The organism is Loktanella sp. DJP18, from assembly GCF_049310965.1.
GTDB lineage: Bacteria > Pseudomonadota > Alphaproteobacteria > Rhodobacterales > Rhodobacteraceae > Loktanella.
This window is the reverse complement of record NZ_JBMERN010000052.1, coordinates 1-26,553: the sequence shown is the minus strand read 5'-3', so window position 1 is coordinate 26,553 and position 26,553 is coordinate 1. Positions and strand designations below refer to the sequence as shown.

Annotated in this window: 25 protein-coding genes; 18 read left to right on the top strand and 7 right to left on the bottom strand. The window is 54.1% G+C overall.

Going from position 1 to position 26,553, the window contains the following annotated elements; translation table 11 throughout:
• Positions 1–50: 50 nt before the first annotated feature.
• The 4 genes from ACOI1H_RS14900 (at position 51) to ACOI1H_RS14885 (ending at position 3,634) form a co-directional block, all read left to right on the top strand.
• Entirely contained in the window at positions 51–1,487 is a 1,437-nt protein-coding gene (locus ACOI1H_RS14900) for a nicotinate phosphoribosyltransferase (RefSeq protein WP_422438607.1), read from the top strand.
• A gap of 290 nt (positions 1,488–1,777) precedes the next feature.
• Positions 1,778–2,635 carry a hypothetical protein gene (locus ACOI1H_RS14895; RefSeq protein WP_422438605.1) on the top strand — a complete coding sequence of 286 codons (858 nt, stop codon included), beginning with the start codon at positions 1,778–1,780 and terminating at the stop codon, positions 2,633–2,635.
• 95 nt (positions 2,636–2,730) lie between these two features.
• Positions 2,731–3,330: a hypothetical protein gene (locus tag ACOI1H_RS14890; protein WP_422438603.1), complete on the top strand. Its 600-nt coding sequence runs from the start codon at positions 2,731–2,733 to the stop codon at positions 3,328–3,330.
• 73 nt (positions 3,331–3,403) lie between these two features.
• Positions 3,404–3,634, top strand: coding sequence for a hypothetical protein (locus ACOI1H_RS14885; RefSeq protein WP_422438601.1), 231 nt, complete (start codon positions 3,404–3,406; stop codon positions 3,632–3,634).
• 123 nt (positions 3,635–3,757) lie between these two features.
• On the opposite strand, the gene ACOI1H_RS14880 is transcribed toward ACOI1H_RS14885, so the two are convergent.
• The 3 genes from ACOI1H_RS14880 to ACOI1H_RS14870 form a co-directional block, all read right to left on the bottom strand.
• Positions 3,758–4,222 carry a hypothetical protein gene (locus ACOI1H_RS14880; protein ID WP_422438599.1) on the bottom strand — a complete coding sequence of 155 codons (465 nt, stop codon included), beginning with the start codon at positions 4,220–4,222 and terminating at the stop codon, positions 3,758–3,760.
• Positions 4,223–4,366: 144 nt separating this feature from the next.
• Positions 4,367–4,735, bottom strand: coding sequence for a response regulator (locus ACOI1H_RS14875; RefSeq protein ID WP_422438597.1), 369 nt, complete (start codon positions 4,733–4,735; stop codon positions 4,367–4,369).
• Positions 4,732–6,267: an HWE histidine kinase domain-containing protein gene (locus ACOI1H_RS14870; RefSeq protein ID WP_422438595.1), complete on the bottom strand. Its 1,536-nt coding sequence runs from the start codon at positions 6,265–6,267 to the stop codon at positions 4,732–4,734. The genes ACOI1H_RS14875 and ACOI1H_RS14870 overlap by 4 nt, the downstream gene beginning before the upstream one ends.
• 247 nt (positions 6,268–6,514) lie before the next feature.
• On the opposite strand from ACOI1H_RS14870, the gene ACOI1H_RS14865 reads away from it, so the two are divergent.
• Positions 6,515–8,209, top strand: a complete 1,695-nt coding sequence (locus ACOI1H_RS14865) for an Eco57I restriction-modification methylase domain-containing protein (protein WP_422438594.1) — start codon at positions 6,515–6,517, stop codon at positions 8,207–8,209.
• A 21-nt stretch (positions 8,210–8,230) separates the two neighbouring features.
• Here ACOI1H_RS14865 and ACOI1H_RS14860 read toward each other — a convergent pair whose 3' ends face one another.
• The gene (locus ACOI1H_RS14860; protein ID WP_422438592.1) at positions 8,231–8,686 is read right to left on the bottom strand and encodes a hypothetical protein; all 456 of its coding nucleotides are present in this window, start codon (positions 8,684–8,686) and stop codon (positions 8,231–8,233) included.
• 64 nt (positions 8,687–8,750) lie between these two features.
• On the opposite strand from ACOI1H_RS14860, the gene ACOI1H_RS14855 reads away from it, so the two are divergent.
• A complete protein-coding gene (locus tag ACOI1H_RS14855) occupies positions 8,751–9,488 on the top strand; it encodes a hypothetical protein (RefSeq protein WP_422438591.1) in 738 nt (245 codons plus the stop codon).
• A 173-nt stretch (positions 9,489–9,661) separates the two neighbouring features.
• Here ACOI1H_RS14855 and ACOI1H_RS14850 read toward each other — a convergent pair whose 3' ends face one another.
• Positions 9,662–10,684 (bottom strand): hypothetical protein, encoded by a 1,023-nt coding sequence (locus ACOI1H_RS14850; RefSeq protein WP_422438589.1) that lies wholly within the window; start codon positions 10,682–10,684, stop codon positions 9,662–9,664.
• A gap of 226 nt (positions 10,685–10,910) precedes the next feature.
• Between ACOI1H_RS14850 and ACOI1H_RS14845 the strand changes: the two genes are divergently transcribed.
• The 3 genes from ACOI1H_RS14845 to ACOI1H_RS14835 all read left to right on the top strand — a co-directional run bounded on the left by ACOI1H_RS14845 (position 10,911) and on the right by ACOI1H_RS14835 (position 14,066).
• Entirely contained in the window at positions 10,911–11,594 is a 684-nt protein-coding gene (locus ACOI1H_RS14845; RefSeq protein ID WP_422438588.1) for an acyl-homoserine-lactone synthase, read from the top strand.
• A gap of 86 nt (positions 11,595–11,680) precedes the next feature.
• Entirely contained in the window at positions 11,681–13,564 is a 1,884-nt protein-coding gene (locus ACOI1H_RS14840) for a hypothetical protein (protein WP_422438587.1), read from the top strand.
• 184 nt (positions 13,565–13,748) lie between these two features.
• A complete protein-coding gene (locus ACOI1H_RS14835; protein ID WP_422438586.1) occupies positions 13,749–14,066 on the top strand; it encodes a hypothetical protein in 318 nt (105 codons plus the stop codon).
• Between the two features lie 102 nt (positions 14,067–14,168).
• Here ACOI1H_RS14835 and ACOI1H_RS14830 read toward each other — a convergent pair whose 3' ends face one another.
• Entirely contained in the window at positions 14,169–15,230 is a 1,062-nt protein-coding gene (locus ACOI1H_RS14830) for a hypothetical protein (RefSeq protein ID WP_422438585.1), read from the bottom strand.
• A 378-nt stretch (positions 15,231–15,608) separates the two neighbouring features.
• Between ACOI1H_RS14830 and phaZ the strand changes: the two genes are divergently transcribed.
• The 9 genes from phaZ to ACOI1H_RS14785 all read left to right on the top strand — a co-directional run bounded on the left by phaZ (position 15,609) and on the right by ACOI1H_RS14785 (position 24,086).
• On the top strand, positions 15,609–16,895 hold the full coding sequence (gene phaZ / locus ACOI1H_RS14825) for a polyhydroxyalkanoate depolymerase (RefSeq protein WP_422438609.1): 1,287 nt from the start codon (positions 15,609–15,611) through the stop codon (positions 16,893–16,895).
• Positions 16,896–17,139: 244 nt separating this feature from the next.
• Entirely contained in the window at positions 17,140–17,886 is a 747-nt protein-coding gene (locus ACOI1H_RS14820) for a hypothetical protein (RefSeq protein ID WP_422438584.1), read from the top strand.
• A 324-nt stretch (positions 17,887–18,210) separates the two neighbouring features.
• Entirely contained in the window at positions 18,211–18,639 is a 429-nt protein-coding gene (locus tag ACOI1H_RS14815) for a hypothetical protein (RefSeq protein WP_422438583.1), read from the top strand.
• A gap of 23 nt (positions 18,640–18,662) precedes the next feature.
• On the top strand, positions 18,663–19,205 hold the full coding sequence (locus ACOI1H_RS14810; protein WP_422438582.1) for a hypothetical protein: 543 nt from the start codon (positions 18,663–18,665) through the stop codon (positions 19,203–19,205).
• A gap of 139 nt (positions 19,206–19,344) precedes the next feature.
• Positions 19,345–20,775: a competence protein CoiA family protein gene (locus tag ACOI1H_RS14805; protein ID WP_422438580.1), complete on the top strand. Its 1,431-nt coding sequence runs from the start codon at positions 19,345–19,347 to the stop codon at positions 20,773–20,775.
• Between the two features lie 91 nt (positions 20,776–20,866).
• Positions 20,867–21,949, top strand: coding sequence for a hypothetical protein (locus tag ACOI1H_RS14800; protein WP_422438578.1), 1,083 nt, complete (start codon positions 20,867–20,869; stop codon positions 21,947–21,949).
• 585 nt (positions 21,950–22,534) lie between these two features.
• Positions 22,535–22,951, top strand: a complete 417-nt coding sequence (locus ACOI1H_RS14795) for a hypothetical protein (protein ID WP_422438576.1) — start codon at positions 22,535–22,537, stop codon at positions 22,949–22,951.
• A gap of 67 nt (positions 22,952–23,018) precedes the next feature.
• Positions 23,019–23,585, top strand: a complete 567-nt coding sequence (locus ACOI1H_RS14790) for a hypothetical protein (RefSeq protein WP_422438575.1) — start codon at positions 23,019–23,021, stop codon at positions 23,583–23,585.
• 123 nt (positions 23,586–23,708) lie between these two features.
• Positions 23,709–24,086, top strand: a complete 378-nt coding sequence (locus ACOI1H_RS14785; protein WP_422438573.1) for a YkgJ family cysteine cluster protein — start codon at positions 23,709–23,711, stop codon at positions 24,084–24,086.
• A 233-nt stretch (positions 24,087–24,319) separates the two neighbouring features.
• Here the strand turns inward: ACOI1H_RS14785 and ACOI1H_RS14780 are convergent, their stop codons facing one another.
• Positions 24,320–26,269, bottom strand: a complete 1,950-nt coding sequence (locus ACOI1H_RS14780) for an acyltransferase family protein (protein ID WP_422438571.1) — start codon at positions 26,267–26,269, stop codon at positions 24,320–24,322.
• Positions 26,270–26,553: the final 284 nt, after the last annotated feature.

Here is a 26,553-nt window from a genome sequence, read left to right as displayed (position 1 = left end):
GGGAGGTCCGATCCCCAACCACAACCGTCCATCCGAGGAGGAACAGGACAATGAAACACTTCAATCCAAACGCCACGAGTCTGTTTGCGAACGCTGTCAATCTCGACAACATCATCTTCGATACCGACAGCTACAAGCTCTCGCATTTCAGCCACACACCTGACGGCACAGAGATCATTTCGTCCTACATTGAGGCGCGCAAGCCATGGGGTGAGATTGACACAGCACTGTTCTTTGGCCTTCAGATCGAGCTGGTCAAGCTTGCCGGCCAAGTCGTCACACAGGCTGACCTCGATGAGGCCACCCCCTATCTCAAGGCGCACGGCTTCGACATTTACGTGGCTGGCTGGCAGCACATCATCGACGTTCACGGCGGCCACCTCCCGATCCTGATTGAAGCACTGCCCGAAGGCACGCTTGCTCCGATTTCGGTGCCGCAGGTTCGCATCCGCAACACCGACGCCAGGTCGGGTTGGCTGGTGAGCTACCTGGAAACGCGCTTGCTGCGCGCCATCTGGTATGCCTCGACAGTGGCAAGCCTGTCGCACTACGTTGTCGGCGCTATCGGCAAGCGGATGCAGACCACCGATGGCACGACGAATGGCGTCGCATTCAAGTTGCATGACTTTGGCGCGCGTGGCGCTGCCGCACGCGATGCTGCCGGCATCGGTGGTGCCGCTCACCTTGTCAGCAGCATGGGCACGGACACGATCATGGGAACGCTTTACGCCCGCAATTTCTATGGCGCGGACATGGCAGGCTACTCGATCAATGCAACCGAACACAGTACGATGACAGCACTTGGTCGCAAAGGCGAACTCGAGCAGCTGACCAAGTTCGTCCGGGACAATCCGACGGGCATCATCGCCTGCGTATCGGACAGCTACGACCTTTTCCACTTCATCAAAACCTACCTTGGCGTTGATCTGAAACAAGCCATCCTTGCCCGTGACGGCACCTTCGTTGTTCGGCCGGATAGCGGTGACCCGATCGAGATTGTCCCTGCGGTCATCGAAGCCTTGATGGATGTCTTTGGATACACCGTAACCGACCAGGGATATCGCCTGCTCAATGAAAAGGTGCGTGTCATCCAGGGCGACGGCGTCAACAAGGATTCGGTCGTTCAAATCATGGATGCAATGATGGAACGCGGACTCGCGATCGGCAACATCGCGTTCGGTATGGGAGGCGGACTGCTTCAAAAGGTCGATCGTGACACGATGGGTTATGCGATGAAGGCATCGGCCAACTTTCGTGACGGTGCCTGGCACGACGTCTACAAAGACCCGATCACCGCAAAGGGGAGCAAGACGTCGAAGCGAGGCCGCCAGGGTGTCATGCTCATCGACGGAAAACTCACAGCGGCACGCGTCGAGGATATCCCTCAGGGCGAGGACATGCTGACCGAAGTCTTCTGGAACGGCGTCATCACGCGGCTCCAGACGTTCGATGAGATACGTGCCCGGGCATGGCCCAAAGTCGCCTGACCACTAAACAGACATGAAGAAACGGCCCCTGCTGCACCCAAAAGGTGTGGCAGGGGCTTTCACGCGACGAGAGCGATGTGGCCAAGTTTGCCAGCCTGTGACTCACAGACCCGTCAAGATAAGTTTGCAGGATCGAAAGAATCGCTTCATCTGCATTTAGCCATTTTCGACCAAAGTTCGACATCTTGACGTCCATTGAGAAGAGCCGTCATAAGCAAATTGTTGTCGATTACGCCAACGTGGTCTAGTCATTTGGAAAGAAATCCTCAAGTTTGGCTTCGAAGATCAACATGACTGACATTCTATCCAAAATACCCGACCCAGACGCCCTGCTCAGCGACACGGATGCAGAGATGCTTGGCGTCGATGACTGGCAAACAGAGGAATCAATCCTCGATATTTTGGAAAGCGGCATCGACGCCTGGAGTAAGCCAAAGACCATCGACAGGATCGTCGGCCTGATGGCGCGTGTGCCGCTCTTTGTGGACGCCTACGTCGCCCTCGCAGACCCGGACCTCTTTCCAAGAGACTACTTGACCATCCTCGATCGCGGCATCCTTGCTGGCGAGGCCTACATAGAGGCCAACTGCATGAAACCGATTTCGTGGTGGGGTGATATAAAAACGCGCGGCTACATGCGCGCGAAGGCAAAGCGCGCCCAGCACCATATCGACCGCGGCGAGATTGATCCCGCTCTTGTGGATCTGCACGACCTTCTGGACTGCAACCCGTCAGACAACCAGGGCATCAGGATGATCCTGATTGCCACACTCATCAATGATGCGCGATGGAATGAAGCCGACGCAGCCATCAGGCTCTATGGAAATGATGAAGCGTTAGCGCGCTACGCGCGTGTCATGATCTCATGGAAGGCAGAATACGTGGACGGCCGAAGCGACCTTGCGCTCAAACTGACTGAGGCTGCGTTAAAACACGCACTGGCTTTAAACGCAGTCGTGCCCGCTGCAATATCCGAACCAGAAGCCTTCGGGGACAGCAATGGGTTTCTCAGGGCTGGAGGTGCGAGCGAAGCCATATGGGTAGCGCAAGCCTTACGCCCCGCACTTGATGCTAATCCGGAAGCACCTCGGTGGATCTGGTTCGCCACACTACGCATTTTACAAGGAGAGCTTGGTCAGCACCCATAGAGGTGGCCATTCCTGCGTGTCGCGTTTCCGACATCGCAGGCGAAAGCAGGTTTCAAGCGCCATATCCAAAGCGCAACACGAACCTGGAGCATATCATGGCTGACGACGGCATCACGATCGGAACGGTCGTTCGCGCGGACTTCTTTTGGAAGAACGAACCCAAGGCAGACGGTAAGGCCCGCAACTGCGTGATCATTGCAAGAAAGGGTCGCATGGCGATCATCGCACCTTTCACGACACTGGATCATGAAGGACAAGCGAACTGCACCCGTATCTCAGACCGTGAAACTGCACACATCGACCGCATGAAGGACGACAAGAGCAGCTACATAAACCTCGGTGAGCAGAACCTCGTCTACCTCGATGGTCCCCGTATTCACCGTGCAGCCCGCCCCAAAGCAGGGCAGGATTCGCGCATCCACGGACAGCTGTCTCCTGGCCTTTCACAGTCCCTGAGCAAATCGGCAATCGAACTCAAGGTGAAGCCTGCAAAGAAACAGATCGACAAGGATTGGAAAGAGGACCTGCTCCATTTCCGTGGACGCGAAGCCGCAGCTGCGGTGACCGGAAACGGCGCCCTCCAAGCGCCAGCTCGCGAAGACCGCGTGCGTAAGCTCGCGGAAGACCTTCACGCCAGACGCACAACAGAGAAGAAGAAGGTTCTATCCATTGGTCGACCAGGCCAGGATAGGTAAGATCTGACGCGCAAGTGGTGGCATTTCATCTGAATGCCACCACTTACCCATCAGGTTCATCAGGAAGAAGAAAATGACAGACAAAACGCATGACGCACTTGTTGCCGCACTGGACGCACACCTTGGCGACGATATTTCTGCGAACACCCTCGTGATCGCCCGCACCACAGGGCCGGATCTGGCCATCATCCGTGCCGACATCCTCGAAGTTCTCAAGACGAAGGCCGCAGCCTTCGACGCCAACGGAGCTGATAACGAAGAGGCCGACGACGATGCCTTTACGCTCCTTGATCGCAGTTCCTGATCACGCGGGCAGCCGTCGCTCAGGTCATTTATGATACCATAGAACAAGCGCCATGCAGACGGATCTGCATGGCGCTTGTTTAATTTAACGCAGTGTATCTGTCAGGCTACCGAAGCATCTCGCTCAGCTCAGGATGCAACCATCGACAATATCCTTGGAATTCGCGAGGCTGATAGAAAATGCGGTCTCGTCAGGTGTTGTCCATACAGCCTGACTGCCACCTGCGAGTGCCATGACGACAGCATTAAACGCCTGCTTCGTTTCAGCCCCCATGCTCGCATCGGCCGAAATTTCCATGTAGGTAGAATTTGATTCTGAGCTGTAGCCCGTATTACCTTCGAAGACGACCTTCCCATCTACGGACAGGCTTGATTTTCCTGGTCCTACGTGCGGGCCGGTAGCAAAAAACGAGACCGAATTTCCACCAATGACGCATCCGTATTGCGCGCTATAGCTACCGTCTGGGGCCTCAAAGCGTCCCTCCCACTGACCGCCAAATCCGGGTGTGTAAGCGTGGTCCCAGGCACCCTGCGCGAAGGCAGGGGCTGCGGTCAGGAATGTCAGTGCAGTAACGATACGATAAATCATCAATCTCTCCTCTTTGCGGTGATATCTACGGCGACATCGACTGCATTGCAAAGAGGCTTATGATGAGAAATACGCCGATCACGCGAAAAAATCAGAATATGGTCAACGGCGATGCAACACATTTCTGCATCGCACCGGAGATCATCACATGACCCCTTGAATAGTTTCCAGAAGCTTGTCGCGAAGTTCGGATTTCATGAACGGCTTCTGGAGCCGCGGGCGATCAGCATGATCCGGACGGACATCGGCGTATCCGCTTGCCAACATGAAGGGGATATTATTTTCCGCAAGGTGGTCGGCGATCGGATAGCTCGGCTTGCCGGCCAGGTTGAGGTCCAGCATGGCAACATCAAACTGTTCCATCGCAATGACTTTCATGGCGCGATCTACAGATGGCGCAGGCCCGACAACGATACAACCAAACTCCGCCAACATGTCTTCAATGTCCATGCAAACCAGCATCTCATCTTCAACAACGAGCACGCGCTTACCTTCAAGCCCTTCCACTTTCATGCCGCAACATCCTTTATATCCATCTTTATTGTACAGGAAAATCCACTAGCTTCATACACGAGATCGACATCGCCGCCAAGCTCATGGGCAATGCCATCCTCGAGGAGCCTGCTTCCAAAACCACGGCAAGCCGGTTCTTGCACTGTGGGGCCGCCCCGCTCAGACCATTCGACTGTCAAGATGCCGTTTTCCTCAATAGACCATTCGATCTTGAGGTTTCCACCACGTTCTCCAAGCGCGCCATACTTAACTGCATTGGTTGCGAGTTCGTGAAAACCCATCCCCAAGGCAAGTGCTGCGCGCGGGCTAAGCCGAAAGTCGGGTCCAGAAAAAGTGGCCCTACCCCCTTGATCTGTATCAGCAAAACCTAGTAATGCCGTCGCGGCAAGCTCAGACAGTTCGACATCCCGCCATTGAGACCGCATGATGAGTCCGTGACTGGTTGATAATGCCATGAGTCTTCCTTGAAAAGTCCTCATAACCTCCTCGCTAGTAGACCGGCGAAATGTCTGAGTGGCGACCGAGCTCACTGTGGCAAGCATGTTCTTCACGCGATGATTGAGTTCTTGCACAAGAAGTTTTTGGTGATCCTCAGCTCTCTGGCGCTCGACAACCTCACGCTCAAGACCATGAAAAAGATGCGAATTGTCTATCGCGATAGCTGCTTGGGCGGCGATAGCAGATATGGTCTGTTCTGCACTTTCAGTGAAAACATCAGAATTTTCATGGCCAAAAACAAGAGCACCGAGAATTTCCCCCGATCGCGACAAGACCGGAACTGACAAATAGCTCGATACGGGAAGGTGATAATCCGGCATGCCCTTGAAAGGCAAGTTTTTACCGTAGCGAGGATCAGACTTTATATCAGCAACCCTCACGACCTCAGCATCGACAAAAGTCGGCTTGAAAACTTGTGTATGCCGGGGCTGGGGCATGTGGGCGAAGCTTTCAAATGACGCACCAGACAGGGTGTAAAGATGGATTTCTCTGCCCTCACGCACCACGTTGTAGAAAAAAGCACCGAACTGCGCTCCTGAAAGAAGGGTTGCAGCATCAGTCACAGCCTGAACAATCTCTTCAAGATCAAATGTTCCTGCCAACATTTTTCCAGTCCTGTTCAACGTTTGCAGTGTCCGTTTTTCTAGTTCGAGGGACGCAATGGTGTTCGCCTTATCTGAAAGATCATTTAGTTCGAGAACCTTGATCATGCCTTCTCCTGAAGAGTTTGTGATCGATCGAACCGTTACGCTGACGGGACAGTACCAGCCATCTGGCTGATCAAGCAGCTCTGGAGATGAAGTTGGCCAACCCTTTTGGTCATCACCCAAGAAACCGGAAAGCGCAGGCAGCGACATATCAATGCAGGAACCTTTGATGTCGACAAGCCGCTTGCCCGTAACCCTCTCAGCCGCACTATTCATGTAGAGGCAGAAATTTTTGTCATCTATAATTATCATACCGACGCTCGCGCCATCGCAGACGGTCTCAAAAATAATATGCGCGTCCGAGATTGTATCTTGTGATGCTGTCACGTCTGGGGCCTCGTCGTCAGGGTCTCGTCGCCGCGATTTTCAAAATCTCGCATACAACGATGGGTTGATTAAGTCACGAACTTCAGACTGGAAAGGTTTCAACTAGCTACCGATCCCGAGGTGAAAACATGTCGCATGCAGGCCGCTGTATCATCGAAATCGGGCGGAAGTGACACTTCTCTCCCCGGCATTAGCGAAACAAACACATCAGAACTAAGTCCTTACAAGGCGACATGAGTATAGTTGGATGGGTATAGAAGATCGTGAGATGCTCGGACACGCGCTGCGGACAGATCGCAAAGCATCCGGAGCCACATACACCCCCATAAGGCTCGCGAATGCCGTGGCGCAGACCCTGCACGCGAACAGGGGCACGAAAGAGGCGCCAGCAAAGATAATCCGTATCCTGGACCCAGGGTGTGGGGACGGGTCACTCTCGATAGCCCTCCTAGCAACAATGTCGCAGCGAGATAGATCTCGATGTAGTGTCACATGTGTGGATATTGATGATGTCGCTGTCAATTTGACACGAGACAGATTGACAGCTGCATACCCGGATATTGCATGCGTGTTTCATCAGGAAGACTTCATTGAATTTGCGCTGAACGCTGAGATCAGCGGCTTACGCTTCGACTTCATTATTGCGAACCCGCCTTACGTGCGCATCCAGTCCCTGCCACCAGAAGTGCGCACCAGGATCAAAACGAGTTTCGACCTGTCTGGGCGAACAGACTTGGCTTTCCCATTCATCTTGTCGATCATGCGACTCCTTGATGAAGGTGGTCACGCCGCAGTCATTACATCGAACCGGATCTTGAGCACGGCAGCCGGCCGACAGGTTCGCGAAGCACTGCTTGCGATGACCCGCGTCACTGCGGTCTGGGACTTGGGCGACACGCGATTGTTCGACGCCGCCGTCTTGCCAGCAGTCCTCTTTTTTGAGCGACCGACTACTGTGGATGAATGCGGAGCCGCTGGCGCTGCGTTCACGGCTATATACGAAATATCTGCTGCACCCGCCGGAGCTGCGGTCGTCGACACGCACGACCTGTGCTGCGATCTCAAACAGGATCAAGTGAAAAGGACTGACAACGGCCGTCTTTTCGAGCAGAGATATGGAAACCTGGACACCAGCGGCACGTGGCGTCTGGCTTCGTCGCTGACGATCGACTGGTTGTCACAAGTGGCAAATCATACATGGAAAAACTTCGAGGATGTTTGCAAGGTCAGCGTCGGAATCAAAACGACCGCCGACAAGGTTTTCATCAACACCGACTGGCCCGCACCCAGACCGGAGCTATTACGCCCGCTGGTCACACATCATATCGCCAGCCGCTATCGTCCATCCATGGCGCCAACACATGCGGTTCTCTATCCGCATGAAGTGAAAGACGGACGAAAAGCTGCTGTTGATCTCTCGCATTACCCCAACAGCAGCGCACACCTCGAACACCACCGGTTACAACTCGAAGGACGGTCGTATGTCATCGATGCCGGTCGTGCATGGTTTGAAATCTGGGTGCCACACTGCTCTGCGGATTGGGATGCGCCGAAAATCGTGTTTCGCGATATCTCGGAGCGCCCGACATTCTGGCTCGAGACATCAGGCTCCGTCATTAATGGCGATTGCTACTGGATCAAGCTCGACGATAACACCGATCCCGACCTGATCTGGCTGATGCTCGCTGTTGGAAACAGCGCTCTGATCGAGACATTCTATGATTTCACGTTCAATGAACGCCTCTACGCTGGCCGCAGAAGGTTCATGACGCGACATGTGCGCAAATTCCCAATCCCTGATCCAACGAGCGCACCAGCACAGCGTGCATCATCTGCGGCGCGGCAACTAGCACTGGACGATATGGATCATGATCAACGATGTGTGCTGGAGCGCGAAGTCGATAGAGCGGTGGCCGAAGCATTCGGCTTCTTTCAAAAGTGATCAGGCAAGGCTGTCTGAAGGTCAGATGCCGCGCAACCCAGGTTGAAACGCACCCTCATTGGCGAGGACTTCACGCATCGCGATGAAGGCATCAACGTCAGATGGATCGCCAAAATCGACCCCCTTCAGACCCAGTCGCTCCGTCAGAGCAGAAAATACCAGCTCTTCGTTGTAAAGCTCGTCCCGCAGAACCTGGCTTTCGCCATCATCGGCAAGTTCTGGCTTTGGGTCGATCGGAGCTGCTGAAACATCACCCTGCGCATCCAGCATGCGCGCCACCCGTCTGGCGTCAATGCGGAGATCGCAAAACAAAGCTTGCACGGCCGACGGGTCGAAATTTAACACCCCACCCGCAGTGCGCCATCCCGAAAAAACTTCGAACCAGGCATCGACGCGCATCGTGCGCGCCGCCTTCAGGCGCGGGCCCCAAAAATCGATCTCGATACTGTCGTTGGAGGAAATCTTGATCTCATACATCGGGGTGCGGGCTCCTCAGAATGGCTCCATATACCATAGTAAGATGGTATCGAAAGTAAATTTCATGAAGCAATACGCGCATTCTTTCCTTCAAGATCTATCGAAATCCACCATGTCCGAAGAGCAGGCTCTAAAGCTTGGCCTGTCCGGCATGGGTGTCATTCAGAGTGGAAAAAACGGGGTTCGTATTATTGACCTGGTCTTGGGTGGAAACACCCCCACGTCTCTCCCGAGCCTGCGAGATGCTGGCTCACCTCCGCCCGTGGTCAAGCTGCGACGCTACGAGACCAAAATCGGTGCGTCTGCAAAAAAGCCTGTCGTCGTTGCGAGCGGGGTCGGCGTCGACCTGGAGGCTCATGCCTTCGAGACCCTCGTGCAGGCGACAGCCAAAGCCGAAGGTCTGACAGGATCAAAAGCTGTCAGCAAAACCATGACGGATCTTCTCGATGCCGCCGCAGGTCGCCAGAAGTTGCTTGAAAAGGGTGCCACGAAACTGCTGAGCAAGACGACCCCTGATGGGATTGTTGTCGGTAGATCGCGTGCCCGTGACGGTATGCGTATCGACGACTACGAAAGCGTCCAGGCTCCAGGAATGCGCAAGATTGCAGAGGGATCAGATGCAGTAAGACAGACGACTGGGACTGCTCAGGACGCACCGAAGCCATATGCCCCATCGACAGCAGGCTCACGCTACGCAGAGCGACTTGACGTCATGAGAGCTGTTGCACAGCGCCGGGTTGACGTCATGGCAGGCGGGTCAAAGAAGCCAAGATCACGAGACGACTCCACACTGGGCGACTGAAGGCGAGATGGGTGTGGGTGCCGGGCCAGTGATTGGTGCCAATAACTGCGACATGCTCATAGAGCCTGACGAGAAACCGTTCCGAGCCTCACTCTCTCGAGCCATCCGGCTCAATGCGAAAAATCGCCCTGACCCGCCAATTCCTGGACGCCGACGCACTTGCAGCTGAAAAATCAGTTCCGATTCAGCACGGCATGGCCCACGATGTTTACATAATTGTCGCTGGCATCGTTACCATGACCAATGAAGGTAGCGCCTATCGACTGGCCTCCAGGTCCAAAAAGATGTCCATCTACATCACCGTTGATGGTCGATTTGACAGCATCAAGTCCCCCATAGGTGACAGTTCCTGTCATGCTGCCGTCTGGGTTGATTTTCCCTGACGATGACATCGTGAAAGGCAATGCCTCAAAAGGAGCTACGCTCTTTCCGGTAAAATTGCCGTCCATCACGTAGGTGTTGTTCACAAAATTAACGGTCGCCGACGTGTTGCCCTCATAGAAGCCTCCGCCCTCGCCCTCGTCTGATTTGAGATAATTGACTGTTGCTGCTCCCACGCCGTTAAATGTCGCGCTGCCATGTAGCGCACGCACCTCGTCGGGTGTCGTCTCTCGACCAAAGACTCCGTGCGACCATCTGAGCCCTTGAATGTCACTTGCGTATCCTCCGACATACATGTGTCCATCCCCCCGGGGAAGATACACAACTGCGGTGTGCCGTAAGTTCTGCGTCCTTCGGCCGAGGTAGATCTTTTTGCCGTTGACGTCACCCGGGGAGCCGGAAACCACAGGCCGTCCTAAGCTGTTCTTGCTTTGATCGTATCGCGGGTGAAAAGACACAGCATCCCCCGTCAGATCATTCACAGTCAGAGTGACAGTCGGATTGCGCGTAACGACGCCGCCTTGTTCTTCGCCGGATCGAAAGGTCAAAGACCCCTCCTCTCGCCCTACAGGTTCATCGAACCCAGAGCCAGAAGTGCGCGTGGACGCGACACTCGTGAACCGCGTGGGCACACCGTCCTTCGCCACAACACCGCGCGCCTGTAGTTTGCTGTATTGTTCTTCAGTCATTCCAGCCAGCGGCGCGATCGTTTCGAGAGAAGTCCCTCCGCCGCCATCCGAGCCACTCATGCAGCCTGTCAGCACACCCAGGATAGCTGTCGACGCCAGAATTCGGAAAAACTTGTGGTATGTCATGAGGTGGCCTTTCGGAAATTGCATTACAACGTAATGATTGGCCGAAAAATCCTAACAGGAAGTTTTTAGAACCTGCTGCGATTGACATTTTCAAGCGCGAACATCTCACCAGTCAAAAGATTTGCATAATTCCTGACCTCAATCACTCCGCACATAGGGTATCGATACGCGGCCTGCGATATCGGGGCCTAATTCCCATCCTGTTGAATGCAGGATGGAGATTTAAATGGTCATGCAGGAAAAGATCTTGCAAGGGCGAATGCTCTATTTGCGACTGAAGGATCTGGAAAAATACCCTGACTTGCGGGATTCGATGCACACTGATCGCGCTTATCAATTCCATGTCAGACACGGGTGGCCCGTCACGCTCGACGAAAACGGCATGGAATTCGACCAGTATGATGCGATAGATCCGCTTTATGTCATATGGGAAACAGCCGATGGGCATCATGGCGGGTCTTTCCGACTACTCCCGACAACCGGACGGACGATGGCCGCCGAAATCTTCCCCTCCCTTCTGCCGGTCGGCGGCCTCTGTGACCCACAGATATGGGAGTGCACCCGATTTTGTCTGAGCAGGAATAGACCTTCGTCTGTCTCGGCTGCACTGATGCTGGCGGGTGCAGCCTTCGTCCGACACAATGACATCGCATCCGTCATCGGAATCTTCGACAGTCTTATGGCGCGCGTTTTTCGTATCATCGGAACAGGGCCAGAGGTCGTTGGTGCGATGGGTGAAGGGCGACAGCGCATCGAGGCAGGCTACTGGCGCCTGACAGAGGAAAATTGGCAGAGCACACTACTTAAAGCCGGCCTCAGCGAGTCAGATGCGAAGGATCTGTTTGCTGATAGCGCAACGGTCGATGTCAGCGACTTGCTTCGCCCAATGCACCTCCGCAAAATGGCCTGAGCGCAACGGAACTGGACCCCACTGGAAAAATCTGAATAGTTCACGCTGCATCGCAGCACTATTCTCTCAACAACAGGAGAGAAGTCATGTTTGCAGCCAGACCGATACAGACGCCAATGGCCGATCAGGTGGCTGCCGTCCGGCGCCTGCATGATATCTCCTCCACGAAGCCGTTCGTCGGCACATCAATCGTAAGCCGCATGGGAACATTCGCATCTCTGGCCTTGGATGCCATCGAAAGACAGACAGGTTTGTCAGGTAAGCTTGAGGACATGCTGCGATGCCTCTCCCATGCGCCCCAAGGTCCGGTGCGCTACGGACGGATCTTTGGCCGATCCGAGCAGTTCATAGTCTTTCGCGACAACTCAATGATCTCTTTCGCTAGCGACGCGAGCGGTGCCCGCGGATCGCTGGGGGCATACGGATCAATTTTGCCGATCGTGTTTGATCTTGATATCCCAAAGCAACGGAAAGTGTCTGTCGGCATCGGTGCCTCATTCCGTGTGAATGCGTCGAAACGGCATGCTGATACTCTGTCGCTTAAATATGTCGATGAAGCCGGGTGGCTCAACCTACCCCTTCCAGCTTTGTTCGAGCACACGCCCGCGCCGATCCAGGACTTGCTCCGCCCGATGGAGGAGCTTGTTCAAGAGGCGCGTGACCTCATGGGCCACGTCCCTCCCCTGCTCCGTCCCGCAAGTCGAAACGTGGAAGACACCATGACTGGCGTCATGACCAAGGTGCATGACGAAGCAGGCCTCTGGTGGGATGGGTCTGTCATGACCTACTGGCCGCCCTGCCTGCCCGAGCCTCATTATGTCCCGTCCTACGATGACCTCGATACGCTGCGTGACATCACCAAGAATATTGGGGATCTTATGCTGTGGGCGCATAAAGACATACCTGACGGTCTTCAAATCCACGTTCTCTCCAGTTTGGCGGAGAATTACGAGATCGCTCTTCAGCACGATCTCCCCGGGGATCACACCTATAGCCAAACCTGCCATAAGTATTCGAGCGCGATTAAGTATTTGGCTGACAGCATCAACATCTCGGCTACAGGATACGATCTCGAGCTGCCCGTCGGGTCCACAACTGAACTGCTTAACCGAAACACCCCACGGGCGAGAGGTCTGCCGATCCTGACTGTGACGCTTGAACGGCCGGATGTGTGGCGTGCCTTTGCAATCTCCGAGACATACGTGCACACGCTCAAGCATATGCTCTCCTGGAGAGATCCAAAGACCGCTATCGCCCACCTTGAAGCGCATCGTTCAGATCCCCACCCCTTGGACTGTCAAATGGCCATGCGCGCCGGGGAGATTGGCACGGTGAGCGAGCTAGTCTCAGACTTCATGCCGGAATACGATACTGTCGGCATCCCTATCACTATGGCTGGCGGAACAAGCGCTGATGTCCTTCATCGCATGATCGTTGACATCGAAGGGGATACCGGATCAGCCGGATATACCAAGACGCCGTGGTGCGAAGACGGACAGTTCCATTACAGTCTGCTGGCGGGCGCGCGCCATGATCCACATCTCCGCCGGCCTTATGGCTACATCACGCTGTGCGGTAGCCTGACATCGGAAGACTTCGACCAGGTCGGTGGAGATGTCATGGGTATGCCTGTGACGTCCTACACCCTGCGGCTCAATATCGACACCATAGTCACCGATCGACGCGGGGATGACGGAAACACACAAGCCCCTCTTGTCGCCGCGGCGATCCAGGCAATAACAGGCATGGTCGTTAGAATGACCGAGATAGCTGAGGCAAAACGCGAGCACTTCGAGATGGATATCGTTGTCGACGGCTTCGATCACGCAGACACGCAGCAATGTGCCTCTACGATGCTGACAGACGCCCTTGCACTCATGCGATCATCTCTGGCTACGGACAAAAAGAGATTTGCCTTCGTCAGTATCGGGCTCATTCATCTTGCCTGGAAGGATGGGATGATCATCTGAGGGCATGGCAATCCAAGACGCTCGTATTTGTTGGTTGAGCCCTGTAACCGCTGCCTGTCTTTCTTTCTGTCTTTCAGTTGCAGTGCGACGTGCAGGCCAGGATCGCGGTCTGGCTCAGGACCGATCGATGGCTTATGATCAGGTAGGTATACTGATACGCACGTGAGCTACGGAGTGTTGCCGGATGGCCTATAGAAAGATTGAGACAACAGAGGGCCTCGCAGGGCAGGATTGGATACACCCTGACAATCGTCACGATCTCGTCTCTCTGGATGAAGCGAACGCGCTGACCGCGGGGCAATATGTGGGCTTGGTCTATTCGTTTCCTCATTGCGGCGAGTTCATCCTAGTCCGCGTCAATAGTATTCACGGTCGTGAAAAGTCTCGGATTTACCGCGGCGAGCTTGTAAAAGAGGTGAACATCACAGGTGAGAAAGTTGGCGAAGAAATCGTCTTCGCGGCAAAACATGTGCTCACAATGGAGGAATCGCCCGGACTATGATCCAAGAAATCGCATGTGGTCCACACACTAACTGATTTGGAGTATCACGCAAAAGCAGTGTCGGCCAATGATGCCTTTGAATTGCCAAGCTGCTTCGCAAAGTCATCTGATCGTCGTAAGCGATCCTTGTGCAAGCCCAAGTATTACATCTTTCAGAGCCGGATACTCAGAATAGACCGCAAGACGCTCATGTGCGCTTGGCTTATCGCCGATGGACACGACAAGACTGCTCCTCCGAGATGCTGCCGATCCGCGTTGCACAAGGTCAATTGTAAAGGCATTTTCCAGCCCGGACAGAGAGGCCGCGAGCGGCTGGAGAAATCGACTGAAGAGAACGTCTGACGCAAGGCAATCCCACTGCCATGCGACGCTCTCGAACCGAAGGACGGCCCGTTGCGGCGACCCATCCTGTGTAAGCTCGTCCATCTCGAGCCTTATCGCAATGTCGTCAGATACCACACCCTCTGACACGAGAATGTCGCAGATACTCCAAAGGATGCTCCTCGCTCGGTCCTGATCTGCGCCGTCAGTCAAGGACTGGCGACATAGAACGGCGGGACAATCCGGGATCTCGGCGAGTGCGTTACGAATGAGTGCATCCTCGATCGCATGAGCGGCTGATAGAAGTTCTGCACGAAGCGCACTCTCGACGTCATTTCGGTATTCCGCGTCGAACTGCGGAAGCGCTGGATGATCGTTTCCCGCCAAGGCGACGGCGGGCTTTGCACTCGCACTCGATTTCAAAGAAACGGTGATCTGTCCCTGTTCATTCGGCCTGATCCAGAGAATGGCAGCCACACCGTCTCTCGACCGCATGATCTTCGTCGGCAGCTGAAAAGTAGCTGGCAGTATCGCGATCTGCCCAGCTTCAAGATCCCGCGTGATCATCGCGGAGCCATATTCCATGGCCAAGAGGCGATAGCCGTCAGCTTCGACAACCTGACACATCGGCGCAGTGGCCTTGCCTCCAATACGCTGGGAGAGTGGCGCTTTGATGCTGCTTGGCTGAGAGATAATAACGCTTGGCACCGGTTCAGAAAGTTTACGCGATCCAGCGATCTTGCGAACGACTTCACCGCAGGGCCCGACACGCTTCGTCAGTGATATAAGCCGTTTTCCAAAGACGAAGTCTCTCTGTCTTGAAAAATGGAAAGCAAGCGTCACGACAACTCCTATGGTCGATCATGCAAATTGGAGCACTCGTAGTTCATACATTACGCTCCCGATAACAGGACGTCGAGACGAGAAGAATAACAATTGCAAGCAAATAATTATTGGAGAAAACGAGGGGCGCGGGTGCTCATAAATCCCGGCGCCAAATTTCATGCAACAATATGGATATCTTGCGCGGCACCTCAAGATCGGATGATCGCCGACTGGCATATGCTCATGATCACGATGCTCAAGGTGGTGACACGCTTCCCTCAAATGAACCCATATTCTGAGAACAGGTTCAGCTTGACGGGGTCGTGGATAGAGAGACCACGTCCAGACAAGGATCGCTGCATCACTATCGAACAGAAACCAGCGGGGAGATATAACATGCGCATGATGGCCACTTACGATCTGATGGAAGCTGGCAGGATTACCCAACAATGGCTTGGCGCCGCGGCGCAGGCAATCGGCACGCATCCGTTTCTGACGATGACACCAAACCCGGCCGCGAACTGGCTTCGCGGCTGGGGCGAGGTCACGGAGCGGACATTCAAGCGGATGTCGCTAAAACCAGAATGGGGAATTCTGCCCCTCAAAGATACGGATGGGCTCGAGCGCTCTGTTGAAACTGAAATCGTCACATCACGACCCTTCGGAGACCTTCTGCGTTTCGTCGTTGAAGGCCGCGAAACGCCTCAGCGGAAGGTCTTGCTGGTTGCGCCGATGTCGGGCCATTACGCCACGCTGCTCCGGGCCACTGTCACCAGTCTTCTGCCAGACGTCGATCTCTACATTACAGACTGGCATAACGCGCGCGACATACCTGTCGGCGCAGGAAAGTTCGATGTCGAAGATTACACGCTCTACCTCGTCGACTTCATCCGCGAAGTGGGGTCAGAGGCACACGTCATCGCCGTATGTCAGCCAGCTCCGCTCACCCTGGCAGCAACAGCCTATTTGGCGCAGGAAGACCCAACAGCGCAGCCACTCAGCCTGACTCTGATCGGTGGGCCGATCGATCCCTCCGCAGCGCGCACCGAGGTCACGGACTTTGGTGACAAGGTCGACATGCGCCAGCTGGAGAAAAGCATGATTCAGCGCGTCGGCAATCGTCACGCTGGCGCTGGGCGTGAAGTCTATCCCGGACTGATGCAGCTGACATCCTTTGTCGCCATGAATGCCGATAAGCATGCAAGTGCCTTCAGGAGCCAGATCGCGCGGGCTGCCGCCGGAGAGGTCACCAACTGCGACAAGCACAACACCTTCTATGATGAATACCTTTCCGTCATGGACATGCCGGCCGAATTTTACCTGTCGACTGTCGATCGCATCTTCAAGAAGGGCGAGATCGCCCGCAATGCCTTCACCGTCGCCGGAAAGACGATCGACATCAGACAGGTTTCAAATGTGGCGATCATGACGATCGAGGGGGAGGCTGATGACATTACAGCACCCGGTCAATGCATTGCAGCACTCACGCTGTGCTCAGGCCTGCCCGCAGAAAAGAAGTTTAGCCATGTTGAGCCGGGCGCAGGACATTACGGCATTTTCGCGGGCTCCAGTTGGCGCAACAACATCCGGCCGCTGGTTTTGACCTTCATGAGCCAACGTGAAGAGTCCGCAAAGGAAGAGAGAAAACGGTCCGTGTCGAAAAAGAGAAAATCTCCCCGATAACAAAGGCCTTAGCGGGCATAAGCTTCAGTCAGGATGACCTTCGGGATCGCTTGTTCCAAGTTGTAATCGGGCGCATTGAAGGCAAAATCAGATAACTTTTTCTGGGGCACGAAGCGTATTCCCATATTCTATATGACCACCTGAAGAAGGCTCCAAGTCGATGGGTGGCAGCACCGAATGTCAACTATTTTCCGTTAAGCCTCTGAGCTGGAGCCTACAGACACTGGTGATGTCAGGACGCACAATGACGATAAGACTTTCACCGGATCTATTCGGCGCACGCGCCGACATCAAATGCATTCTGGCTGAATTACTGCCAGAGCTGGATGCAAGTGCTAGACTGGATTGTTTTGCCAAAGAAGCCGGGCATACCTGCCATACCACATTCTGCGACTACGTGGGTGACGAAGCTGCTCCCGATGATCAGTTCCCTGCCCTCACGCAACTAGCCGCACTCGGCTGTGTCTTGCCATTCCTCGTCATGGTGGCATTGCCTTACGTGACTGATTCATCCAATCCGAGGTCCGCCATGCGGCTCCCCCCGACGGCTAATACCATACTTGAAGCGGCAGCACGACTGGTCGATAAGGAGCTCTTCGCCAAATCGATCACAAATCCCGTTAAGGCTGCCCAATCGACGCCATTGGGCGTTGCAAGAACCTTCTATGCCGAGACCGCCTCAGACGCGCTGCTACGAGCCGCAGCAACTCACGCAGATGGATTCTGGATAAAACGCTCTGTCAATATTTTGCGCGGCTTCCTAACCTTCTCGGAGGAACTTGGCAACTGCGCTTGTCTCGATGCACAAAGTCTCGAGAGGATGACTCGACCGCAACTGACAGACACTGATCCATGGACAAAGTTTGGTCGCGGACTGCTGACCGAAGCGCTACAGATCCAAGAGCATACGCTTTCTGAAATTTTGAACGCGATGACGGAATGTCTTCCAAAAAAGATTGAAGACCCTTGGGCCTTTATGGGGATCGCCTGACCATTACCGAATGGGTATGATACTCCCCGGTTCAATTCGGTGAAGTTCCCTGGATTGAAATCGAGGGCCTCTTGATCGTTAGAAGCACCAGCAAAAAAGTCAAAAATAAGCACTGAAAAGAAGATGTCATGAGCTCTGGGCTACGCCCATGACAACAGATTGTACTCAAGAACCGGCCAGAAAAATGAAGAGGCTTTGCCAGTTCAGAAACCGACTGTTGCTTGCCGAACTGATTTTTGCTTCCCCAGAACCGATGCCATATCCCTTGCAAGTAAAGTTGGCGGCAACGCGGGCTCTTGATAACAACTCTTCGCAAGGTGCTGGATGCTGGGTAAGTTTGACCAATATGGACTTCGGATCGGAGACGTCTATCCTCATCGTAGCGACGGCCCAAAGGGTGAAATCACCATCCTCGACGTGACGTCCGATGGGTCCGTTGTCCAGATCAGACACTCCACAATGTCTGAAGGTGAGCTCTGCCCCTTTGTGACGGTGGATAGGCTGGCCGAAATTGCTGACTTGAAGCCCGCAACGCAAAACATCTTCACCGAAGAGGATATGCTCTTATCCTTCGTGGGCGGCTTCCTGGCGTCCGCAGAGGGGCACAACGGAGAGTGTAACGACTTCACATCTGACTCCTTCGCCCTCCCCCAGCAGATGCTTTCCATCGAAGCAGCTAAACGACAATTTCTGCAAGACTTCCAAATTTTCCTCGCTAAGGAGCGCACAAACCCCTGCGCACCCAAGCGTTGAGACAAGCAAGGTAATCCATTCAGATGATCGTCTTTCTCGAAAAGCAAAATATTTTCACGACCTCACTTGTGGTCTTTGCTGGAGGCGCATTCGCGCTCAGCTTTTTTATGCCATGGACCGACATGGGTGCTGGCCCGTGTGGCCCGGCCAGCATCACACGCTGTATAAGTCTGGTCGACGAGTCCGTATTGGGTATTTTCGTCCAGGCAATCCTCCTGATGTCGATCGTTCCGATGGCTCTGGCTTTTTTGGTATATTGCGCCACGATCGGTGCAGGGATTTATATCACCGCCAAGGCCCTGCAAGGCGCTCTTATGTGGCGCATGATGCTTGCCGTCGGCATCTTGCCGATCATGTCAGTGATAGCAGTCGCAGTCATACCAGGCCTGTTTCTTGGCGAGCCAGCAATCGACAGCATATCATCCATATGGCGATCGATTGCATCGTTTCGCGGCCCATCGTCGTTTTTCATGGGCGCGATCGGCTTCTTGATCGCTGGCATTCTGGTGCGGTGGCAGGCGAATTCATCGTCGTCAACTCCGCTCATCCACAATGACGTCGCCTAGCGGTCAGATTTTTCGCTCGCTGACTGCTGTCTATATCGAAAATTGGATCACGCCCTTCTAAGCTAAATTGCTTTGAACTCAAACGTTGCTATAGTTTCCCGAGTCGAGATCGATCTCACAACCTGGATGGGTAATCGGGGTGACATTTAACCACGATGTGTCTGCAACATTCATCGATATGCCGATGTCGTGCGAGGATCGGGCCGCTAAGACACTCTGCTTCCTTCCTGGCGTCGGTGGTGGCCCACGCACTCTTTATGGTCGATCCGCAAATGGTAACCTTCTTCATGTCGACTTCGTTGAAACCGGGACAAAAGGACTGGTCTGTCCCGATTGCGAGAGTGAGGTCCGGGCCAGGAAATTCAAATCGGATAAATCAGATCACTTTTATCATCTGAGCACAGACGAGTGCAGGACCGCCGGCGAGACAGCTATCCACCTGCTGGCAAAGCAGATGATTGCAGACTGCATGGAAGTCAGCGTTCCGCACATTGTGGCCGAGAACCTCGGCCCTGGAGGCTGGGGTTCTGAGTCTTTGGTCAACGGTCGATGGCTCGATACGCGTGATCGCGATCCGAGCGATCCATGGCCTGTTCTGAAGCTTTCGTCGGTTCGGATCGAGGTCTACCTTGATGGAATCCGGCCGGATCTCATTGTCACAGACCAGAACGGGCGAGAACTTTTTGTCGAGATCATGGTCACGCATCAGGTCGATCCGCGGAAAAAATCTATACTGGCTTCGCGTAAGAATACCACTATCGAAATTGATCTGTCAGGACTTGCCCGTAGCGAATCAGCAGACGACATTCGATCCGCCGTCACTTACGGGGCACCGCGTTTCTGGGTTTATAATGAGACGATTGCGGCTCGCTGTGCTATTCACCTCGCGGAGATTGAAGAACGCCAAAGGGCGCGGCAGCGAGAAACTGACGCGGCCCGCGCGAAGATCGCCAACTGGGCCATGCTCGCCGTCAAAAGATGGCGTGCAAAATCAGAACGTCCACCCAATATCTGGTCACTTGAACACTATCAGTCATTGGCAAATGCAATGTGTCGTGCTGATCATCAAGATCGACGATTACTGAATATTGGCCCGGAAATGCTCAATCATGATGGAGCCAACTGCCCGTTCACATCCCATCAGGATCTTGTCCGCCTCGAGTTGTTCGATCTCGTCGTTATCCAGAGCGCCCGCTCTGCGCTGGTGCAATATAGAAAAGTTGGGTCAGAATTCATCTATGTAGCGGGGAGGGGCAATCTTCTAAAAACCCCTGACAGCAAGGTCTGGTCTAAGGACGACTTACTTTCTTTTCTCCAGAACAGAGGCTTCTTGAAGCGCGGGCTAAAAGATGCCTGGGGGCCGCACCTTCTGACATGCCGGGAGATTTCGCCAGGTTTTGCCGCGGCCGGGAATGCTGTTGAGGATATTATGGCTGAACTTGCCGACATGGGGTGTGTCAGTCGCGTCAAGCCGGCCGGCTCGCGGCGCTACGATCGCGCCGTCGCATACGTTCTTGAAAAAAAGTTTCTACGCTCCCTGCTCGCAACATCCACATACTATCAGCCCTGAGCGGAGTGCTCAGCGTGCCGTTCGTGGCTCTGCGGAACAAAATCAGCATTTGCGGGAATCCCTGAAGTGATGAGTCCGATCGGAGATGATATTGAACAAAAAGGCCCTGCAAGTTGGTTCGCACGAAAACCGACAGGGGTGCAACATGCTCAAGCGAAAGACCGCAAACATGACCACAATACCACCGACCATCACGGCGGACAGCGACCTGCTGTTTAGTAGGCGCAACAGGAAGGGCAAATACGTGCAACGGCTTGTGCTGGATATTGCTCACGCGATCATGCCAGCGCTATCTGATGCCGACACCTTCGGCAATATTCGCCTGCGCTACACGACAGAGAGCTGTGAAGTCATTTCAAGCGCGTCTGCCAAAGCCCCGGACTTGCTGGATATCACTCCTGCCCAGACAGCAGTTATAGCGCTTCTCTCTGACACAATGTCCAGGCAGATCTTCCGGATGACAGGCGCGACAGGCTTTGAGCTGATCACCTGGTCCAACAGTCTACCAACACAACCGGTCGTGTTCTCCCTGCTATCTCAGGATGGGCGTCAAACCCGCATCTTCAACCCGAAGTCTTCCGCTAATCGCGTGTTCAATGGCCTTGTGGATCTCTCAGATGAGATGGACGCGTTTTACTCATCCCCTCACCGCAAAGCCTGCGACCTCGACACCTTCCTTGACCAGGAGGGGTCACAGACTTGGATCAGTGACCACGCCACACAAGATATGTCCGGCCCAAAGAAACTGACATTACCCAAACCTCAGATCAACCGGGCCAGTATACCGGCTGGACCAGCTATCATAGCGGGCCTTCGCGCCTTGATCTCGACCTCTGCACTCCCTGAAGTCATTCGCCTCATTGAGACCTATGAGGCATCACTGGTGCGCGCCACCACACACCGAACGTCGCGATGGGGCCAGGATGATCATCTTGCAATCAAGCGCACTGCACGGCGCGCAGCGAACCTCAATGAGAGCCTGACGACTGGCATCAAGCCGCTGTCCCGGTCAATGAGAGACACGATGGCGGATCAGCTCAAGGGGCTGGCTGATGCCCGTCCTCTGACACATCTTGCGGTCGAATTCGGCATCTCCGAAGCCGCTATCCGCAAGCGTCTTGATAAACTCGGTTGGGAGTCGCCTCGCAGATGGAAAATCAGAAGTGGGCATTAAGTCGAATAAGGTCACCTGCCAGCTGCTGCGGACATTCATGACTATCACGCTCGGGTGCAAGTCCCAGCCCCCGACAGCAGAGAACTCCGAAGCCCCACCGCCACCACGCCTTGGTTTCCTATTGGATCAGTCCTGATCGCGTGTAGAAAAAATGGGGAGCCGCGCCGTGCTTGGGTTGGACCGGCTCCTTCATTACTGTGACCTAATCCTGACTACCTGATGAGCTTCGACGTCGCGCGCAGGGTCGCGAGCGCGAGCCTTCATTGGCATCGCGCGAGCAAGAGCGATCTGGAGCAGTCAAGCCGGCATGGAGAAAGCACGCACGTCACGAATTCTCTCGGACTTCGGAAAGATTTACAGCGAGGTTCCCAGCCAGGCGCGTTGTAAGCAATCCAGCACTGACTGCATTCTAACCGTCGGGTCGCTTGAACGATCGTAAGTCCGCTTTTTAGATACCATCCAGACCTCGCACACCTTCGCATGGCGATAAATGGAAACCGCAAGAGAAAGTTCTTCCCAGATTAAATCGTTTACCGTAAAACCGCAAGAACATCGGTTATATCCGCACTTAGTTGAGGTAAAAAAATGGACATGATATCGGTTCTCGATCGCATCGCGCAGCGATCCGGCGCTCTGAATCTGACTCTATCCCATGTGTCTCAAGAGGCGAGTGGAAGCAGGGACCTCATAAGGAACTGGCAAAGGCGCGCAAGGCAGGCGGGGGGCAAATTTGGCGCGAGACCTGATAACCTCACAAAGGTAGCTGACGTATTGGGGGTAAGCTACGCGTGGCTCGTCGGAGGCGATGAGGCCGCTGACGTTCAGCCCAAGAGCATGAAGGTTCGATCTCCCTTACCGGCCGCCACGGCATCCATCGACAACCTGGACATCAGAATAGATGTGATCGCTGGACGCGTCGCAATCAGTGCTGATCTGGACGAAGAAGGCCTCAAGGACCTGCAAGAGCGGATACCCGGCATCATAGCCGTCCTGCGCCGATAAACTAGGATTTCGGAATTGGCGTTATGGCCAATATTGTCTGAAATGGATGACTCATGGAAGACTATTGATGCTTTTAAGCCAAGAACGGGCAGACGAAATCAAGGGTATCGTGGACACCGCAAACCTGGTCAGAACAGGCCCGATCCTGCTTGATCTCACACCACAGAATAGTGGTATTTCAAAAACCATTTTCGAACGCCTTCATGACGCCCTCGATATTGACCGTCTCTCTTCATGGAGGGGAAGCACCGTTGATGACGGCACGTGCATTTACACTGCAACCCATGCAGGGATGATGCTCATTGCACGCAGTAGCATGACCTTTGACATCGTTCGTGGATACACGGGCTCTGGACGCATGCCTCACGTCTGGATCGAGGTCGTCTCTGCGGGGCAGCGGCTTGTGATCGAAGTCGCAAATATGTGGATTCGTCCAGGATTTGTGATGACGGCCGACGAGTATGGTGGAATGTATGGCGGAATGGATGTTCACGAGCGGATTCCGCACGGCATCCTTAGGGCCCGTGCTGCTGCATCCGGCCTCAAACCGGACAAGCACTGGACTGATGGACGTAAAGTCCGACGCCTTGCGCTCAAGTTGTTCAAGGCCAATATGCAATTTTCGAACAAATGAGATCGTCGATGATCGCGTCAAAAATCAATCCCTGAGCGTCAACGCGACATGATAATGTTGAGCTGTATCATGGCCCAATCTCCCATGCCACGGTGGCACGAATGAAATGTAGGACGCGACGACATGGCAACTGGCACCAACTCCAATCCACTTGACTGTCAGGAATGCGGTGCGTGCTGCACTTTCGCCGGTGAGGTTGTTGTTGAGGCAACAGACATTGTCCTTCCAAAGTATCTCACGCGCTCTGTGCGCAGAATGATCGAATTCGGCTCTTGGGAAGCCGATGACGGCGTTCGCGTCATGGCGCGCAGCGCATGCAACAGCTGCGTTGCGCTCCGGCTGAAGGGTGGTCGTTACGCTTGCCGAATATACGAGAAACGACCAGGCGCGTGCCGGGAATTCGCAGCTGGAAGCCACGAATGCAGCCTAGCACGAAAGCAGGCAGGCATGCATACGGAGTTGCCCGGAGCAGAAGATGATGTATCCGGGTCCGCCAGCTAATGGATGCCCTTGGTCAGCAAAAAGTGTAATCGCTACTATCAGGGCCAACACCGAACGGTGCTCATCTCGATCTGACCAACCTAGGTTGGACTGGGCGTAAAGCTCCTCAGAACAAGACCCTTAGCTTACTGAAAGGTATTGGCATCATGATGCCAGATATCGGCCGGACCGCATTGTTGGCGAAGGGCGTCACCCTGCATATGGAGCGGTGCGTGACGCAGTCTGCGTGGATACTATTCTAGCATTAGTCCTAAACGATCTGCCTCAAGAAGCTCAATGATCTTTGGCTGTATCGCATCCGCGAGCAAATTTGCCCCGAGAATGCTCAAGTGGTTGCTATCGAAATAGAGCGGCAGGCCGCCCTGCGCAGACACGCACTCACCGCCTGGGCAAAAAACATCCTCTGAGCGAATGACCTGAACGTCAGCGGACCGCGCGACATCAAGCGATCCATTTATCATGCGCGTTGTGTCTGATCTGTAGTCTGCGATCGATTGGCGAGGAGTTGCCACGAACGGCAACCTCTGCTGACGCAAAATCGCATCTTTTGGGGACCTCTGATATATCGGGACTGCCGATACCATAATCACATTCCGGCCGGACGCCTTGACGGCCAAAAGTGCGCCCTCCAAGTAGCGCGCCATCTCCGCAACTTGCGCTGGACTTTGATTTTCCAAGCTCCACTTCGAATGAACTAAGACAACGCGGATACTCGGATCGGACAGTATCTCTTTTAGGGCCTTGTTGTGCTTCTCAGAACACAGCAGGGCTTTGGGAGCTGGCATCGATGCCTCGGACTGAATTGGACACCCTGCACTGCCAAAGATCGCCAGCCCATAATCTCTGTCTCGAGAGATAAACCCAGCGCTCAAAGCCATGGCATGGCTATCACCCCAGATCGCCACGGTAGGGGGATGATCCATTGTCGGTCGCGTTGCGGGTATATGACAGAACGAAATGCCTTCGGGTGCTTTCGTATGCCAATTCGAGCATGAACTGGCTTTCAGTGCATCATGGTGATTGACCACCTCATCGATCAAGGCCTGGTCATAGCGTGACCCGAACCAATGCGTCTCAACAGCATATGTAAAAAGCAACGTCAACGAGGCGACGAACGCACAGATGAAAATAGATACCTTGCGCAGAGGCAAGTCAAGGTGACGGGCAGGCTGCTCTACAAACCTGAAAGTCAGGTACGCAAAAGCGACGGAAGCCAATACGGTGACAATGAGAAAAGTAATACGGCCATCGTCCATAAAAAGGCGCGTCATAGCCATTATGGGCTGATGCCACAGATAGATGGAATAACTCATCAGCCCAGTCCAGACCAGAAAACGCCACCGGAAGACGCGGACAATGAAACTATTCCGACCGATGATAGACCAGATGAGGAATGCCGTAGCTAAGCTGATCATGACCTGGGAAAAGAACTCATTTTTTCCCCCGCTGTGAGAAAAGGTCAACAGGATCACGGACAAGCTGATCCAGGCGATAGCATCAACGACAATGGAAGAAAGGCGCGATCGAAGTGCATGGCCTGGTTTGGCCAGGCATGTTCCAAGCGCGGCGCCGAGCAGCAGCTCCCAGGCTCGTGCAAGCGGGCTGTAATGTGCCCAGTTCGATCTGTCTGAATGCAAGCTGTAACTGTCAAGCAAGCTTGCGAACGCGAGCAAAGTCAAAACCGGAAGCAAAGACCTCGGAGCCCACTTCATGATGATAAACAGGATGAGAGGAAAAATGAGGTAGAACTGCTCTTCGACACCGAGAGACCAGGTGTGGAGTAATGGATTAAGGGCCGCGTTCGGAGAGAAGTATCCACCTGTGATCGGGAGATACAAATTACTTATCGAAAAGACAGATGCAAGGGCAGTCTTGAATGTCACTGCGGTTTCGGAAGGTGTTTGAACAAGCCAGCTCATCATGAGGGTCGCAACCACAACAACGAAAAACGCAGGCATGAGGCGCAGAATCCGCCGTCGGTAAAAATTTTGAAGAGAGAACGTGTTGGTCGAGATCTCATGCGCAAGAAGGCCTGCGATCAAATACCCGGATAGAACGAAGAAAATATCAACGCCCAGATGACCACCAGGCAAAAGCGTAGCCCAGGCGTGCGCCACAACGACGGGTACCACAGCGATACAGCGCAAGCCGTCGAGTTCTGATTTTCTCTGAGGCGATGACATGACGAACCTTGCACATAGCGGACATCAAGGATGTGCGTCCGATGTGCCTGGCAGGGAAATTTATGATGAGAAGTGACGCGTGAGACGGATAGTATTTAGAAGTCCACAGGAGGCGTTCCCAAACACCGGCCGCTACAGAAGAAAAGAAGCCATAGCCTGTGCTTGGACGTCATTCAGATTTCGCCTTCAGCGCAGGCATTCGACATGAATCCTTAAATTAGATCATCCAGTGCGTATTTCCGACAAAAACAGATCAGACCAACCTGATGCTCATGGATCGGGGG

Excerpts from the sequence above, each read along its gene's own strand:
- ACOI1H_RS14855 (WP_422438591.1), top strand. The coding sequence starts at position 8,751 with ATGAAGCAATACGCGCATTCTTTCCTTCAAGATCTATCGAAATCCACC.
- ACOI1H_RS14865 (WP_422438594.1), top strand. The coding sequence starts at position 6,515 with ATGGGTATAGAAGATCGTGAGATGCTCGGACACGCGCTGCGGACAGAT.
- phaZ (WP_422438609.1), top strand. The coding sequence starts at position 15,609 with ATGCGCATGATGGCCACTTACGATCTGATGGAAGCTGGCAGGATTACC.
- ACOI1H_RS14790 (WP_422438575.1), top strand. The coding sequence starts at position 23,019 with ATGCTTTTAAGCCAAGAACGGGCAGACGAAATCAAGGGTATCGTGGAC.
- ACOI1H_RS14845 (WP_422438588.1), top strand. The coding sequence starts at position 10,911 with ATGGTCATGCAGGAAAAGATCTTGCAAGGGCGAATGCTCTATTTGCGA.
- ACOI1H_RS14895 (WP_422438605.1), top strand. The coding sequence starts at position 1,778 with ATGACTGACATTCTATCCAAAATACCCGACCCAGACGCCCTGCTCAGC.
- ACOI1H_RS14815 (WP_422438583.1), top strand. The coding sequence starts at position 18,211 with ATGCTGGGTAAGTTTGACCAATATGGACTTCGGATCGGAGACGTCTAT.
- ACOI1H_RS14840 (WP_422438587.1), top strand. The coding sequence starts at position 11,681 with ATGTTTGCAGCCAGACCGATACAGACGCCAATGGCCGATCAGGTGGCT.
- ACOI1H_RS14880 (WP_422438599.1), bottom strand. The coding sequence starts at position 4,222 with ATGATTTATCGTATCGTTACTGCACTGACATTCCTGACCGCAGCCCCT.
- ACOI1H_RS14850 (WP_422438589.1), bottom strand. The coding sequence starts at position 10,684 with ATGACATACCACAAGTTTTTCCGAATTCTGGCGTCGACAGCTATCCTG.
- ACOI1H_RS14890 (WP_422438603.1), top strand. The coding sequence starts at position 2,731 with ATGGCTGACGACGGCATCACGATCGGAACGGTCGTTCGCGCGGACTTC.
- ACOI1H_RS14795 (WP_422438576.1), top strand. The coding sequence starts at position 22,535 with ATGGACATGATATCGGTTCTCGATCGCATCGCGCAGCGATCCGGCGCT.
- ACOI1H_RS14785 (WP_422438573.1), top strand. The coding sequence starts at position 23,709 with ATGGCAACTGGCACCAACTCCAATCCACTTGACTGTCAGGAATGCGGT.
- ACOI1H_RS14875 (WP_422438597.1), bottom strand. The coding sequence starts at position 4,735 with ATGAAAGTGGAAGGGCTTGAAGGTAAGCGCGTGCTCGTTGTTGAAGAT.
- ACOI1H_RS14885 (WP_422438601.1), top strand. The coding sequence starts at position 3,404 with ATGACAGACAAAACGCATGACGCACTTGTTGCCGCACTGGACGCACAC.
- ACOI1H_RS14780 (WP_422438571.1), bottom strand. The coding sequence starts at position 26,269 with ATGTCATCGCCTCAGAGAAAATCAGAACTCGACGGCTTGCGCTGTATC.
- ACOI1H_RS14810 (WP_422438582.1), top strand. The coding sequence starts at position 18,663 with ATGATCGTCTTTCTCGAAAAGCAAAATATTTTCACGACCTCACTTGTG.
- ACOI1H_RS14860 (WP_422438592.1), bottom strand. The coding sequence starts at position 8,686 with ATGTATGAGATCAAGATTTCCTCCAACGACAGTATCGAGATCGATTTT.
- ACOI1H_RS14900 (WP_422438607.1), top strand. The coding sequence starts at position 51 with ATGAAACACTTCAATCCAAACGCCACGAGTCTGTTTGCGAACGCTGTC.
- ACOI1H_RS14835 (WP_422438586.1), top strand. The coding sequence starts at position 13,749 with ATGGCCTATAGAAAGATTGAGACAACAGAGGGCCTCGCAGGGCAGGAT.
- ACOI1H_RS14820 (WP_422438584.1), top strand. The coding sequence starts at position 17,140 with ATGACGATAAGACTTTCACCGGATCTATTCGGCGCACGCGCCGACATC.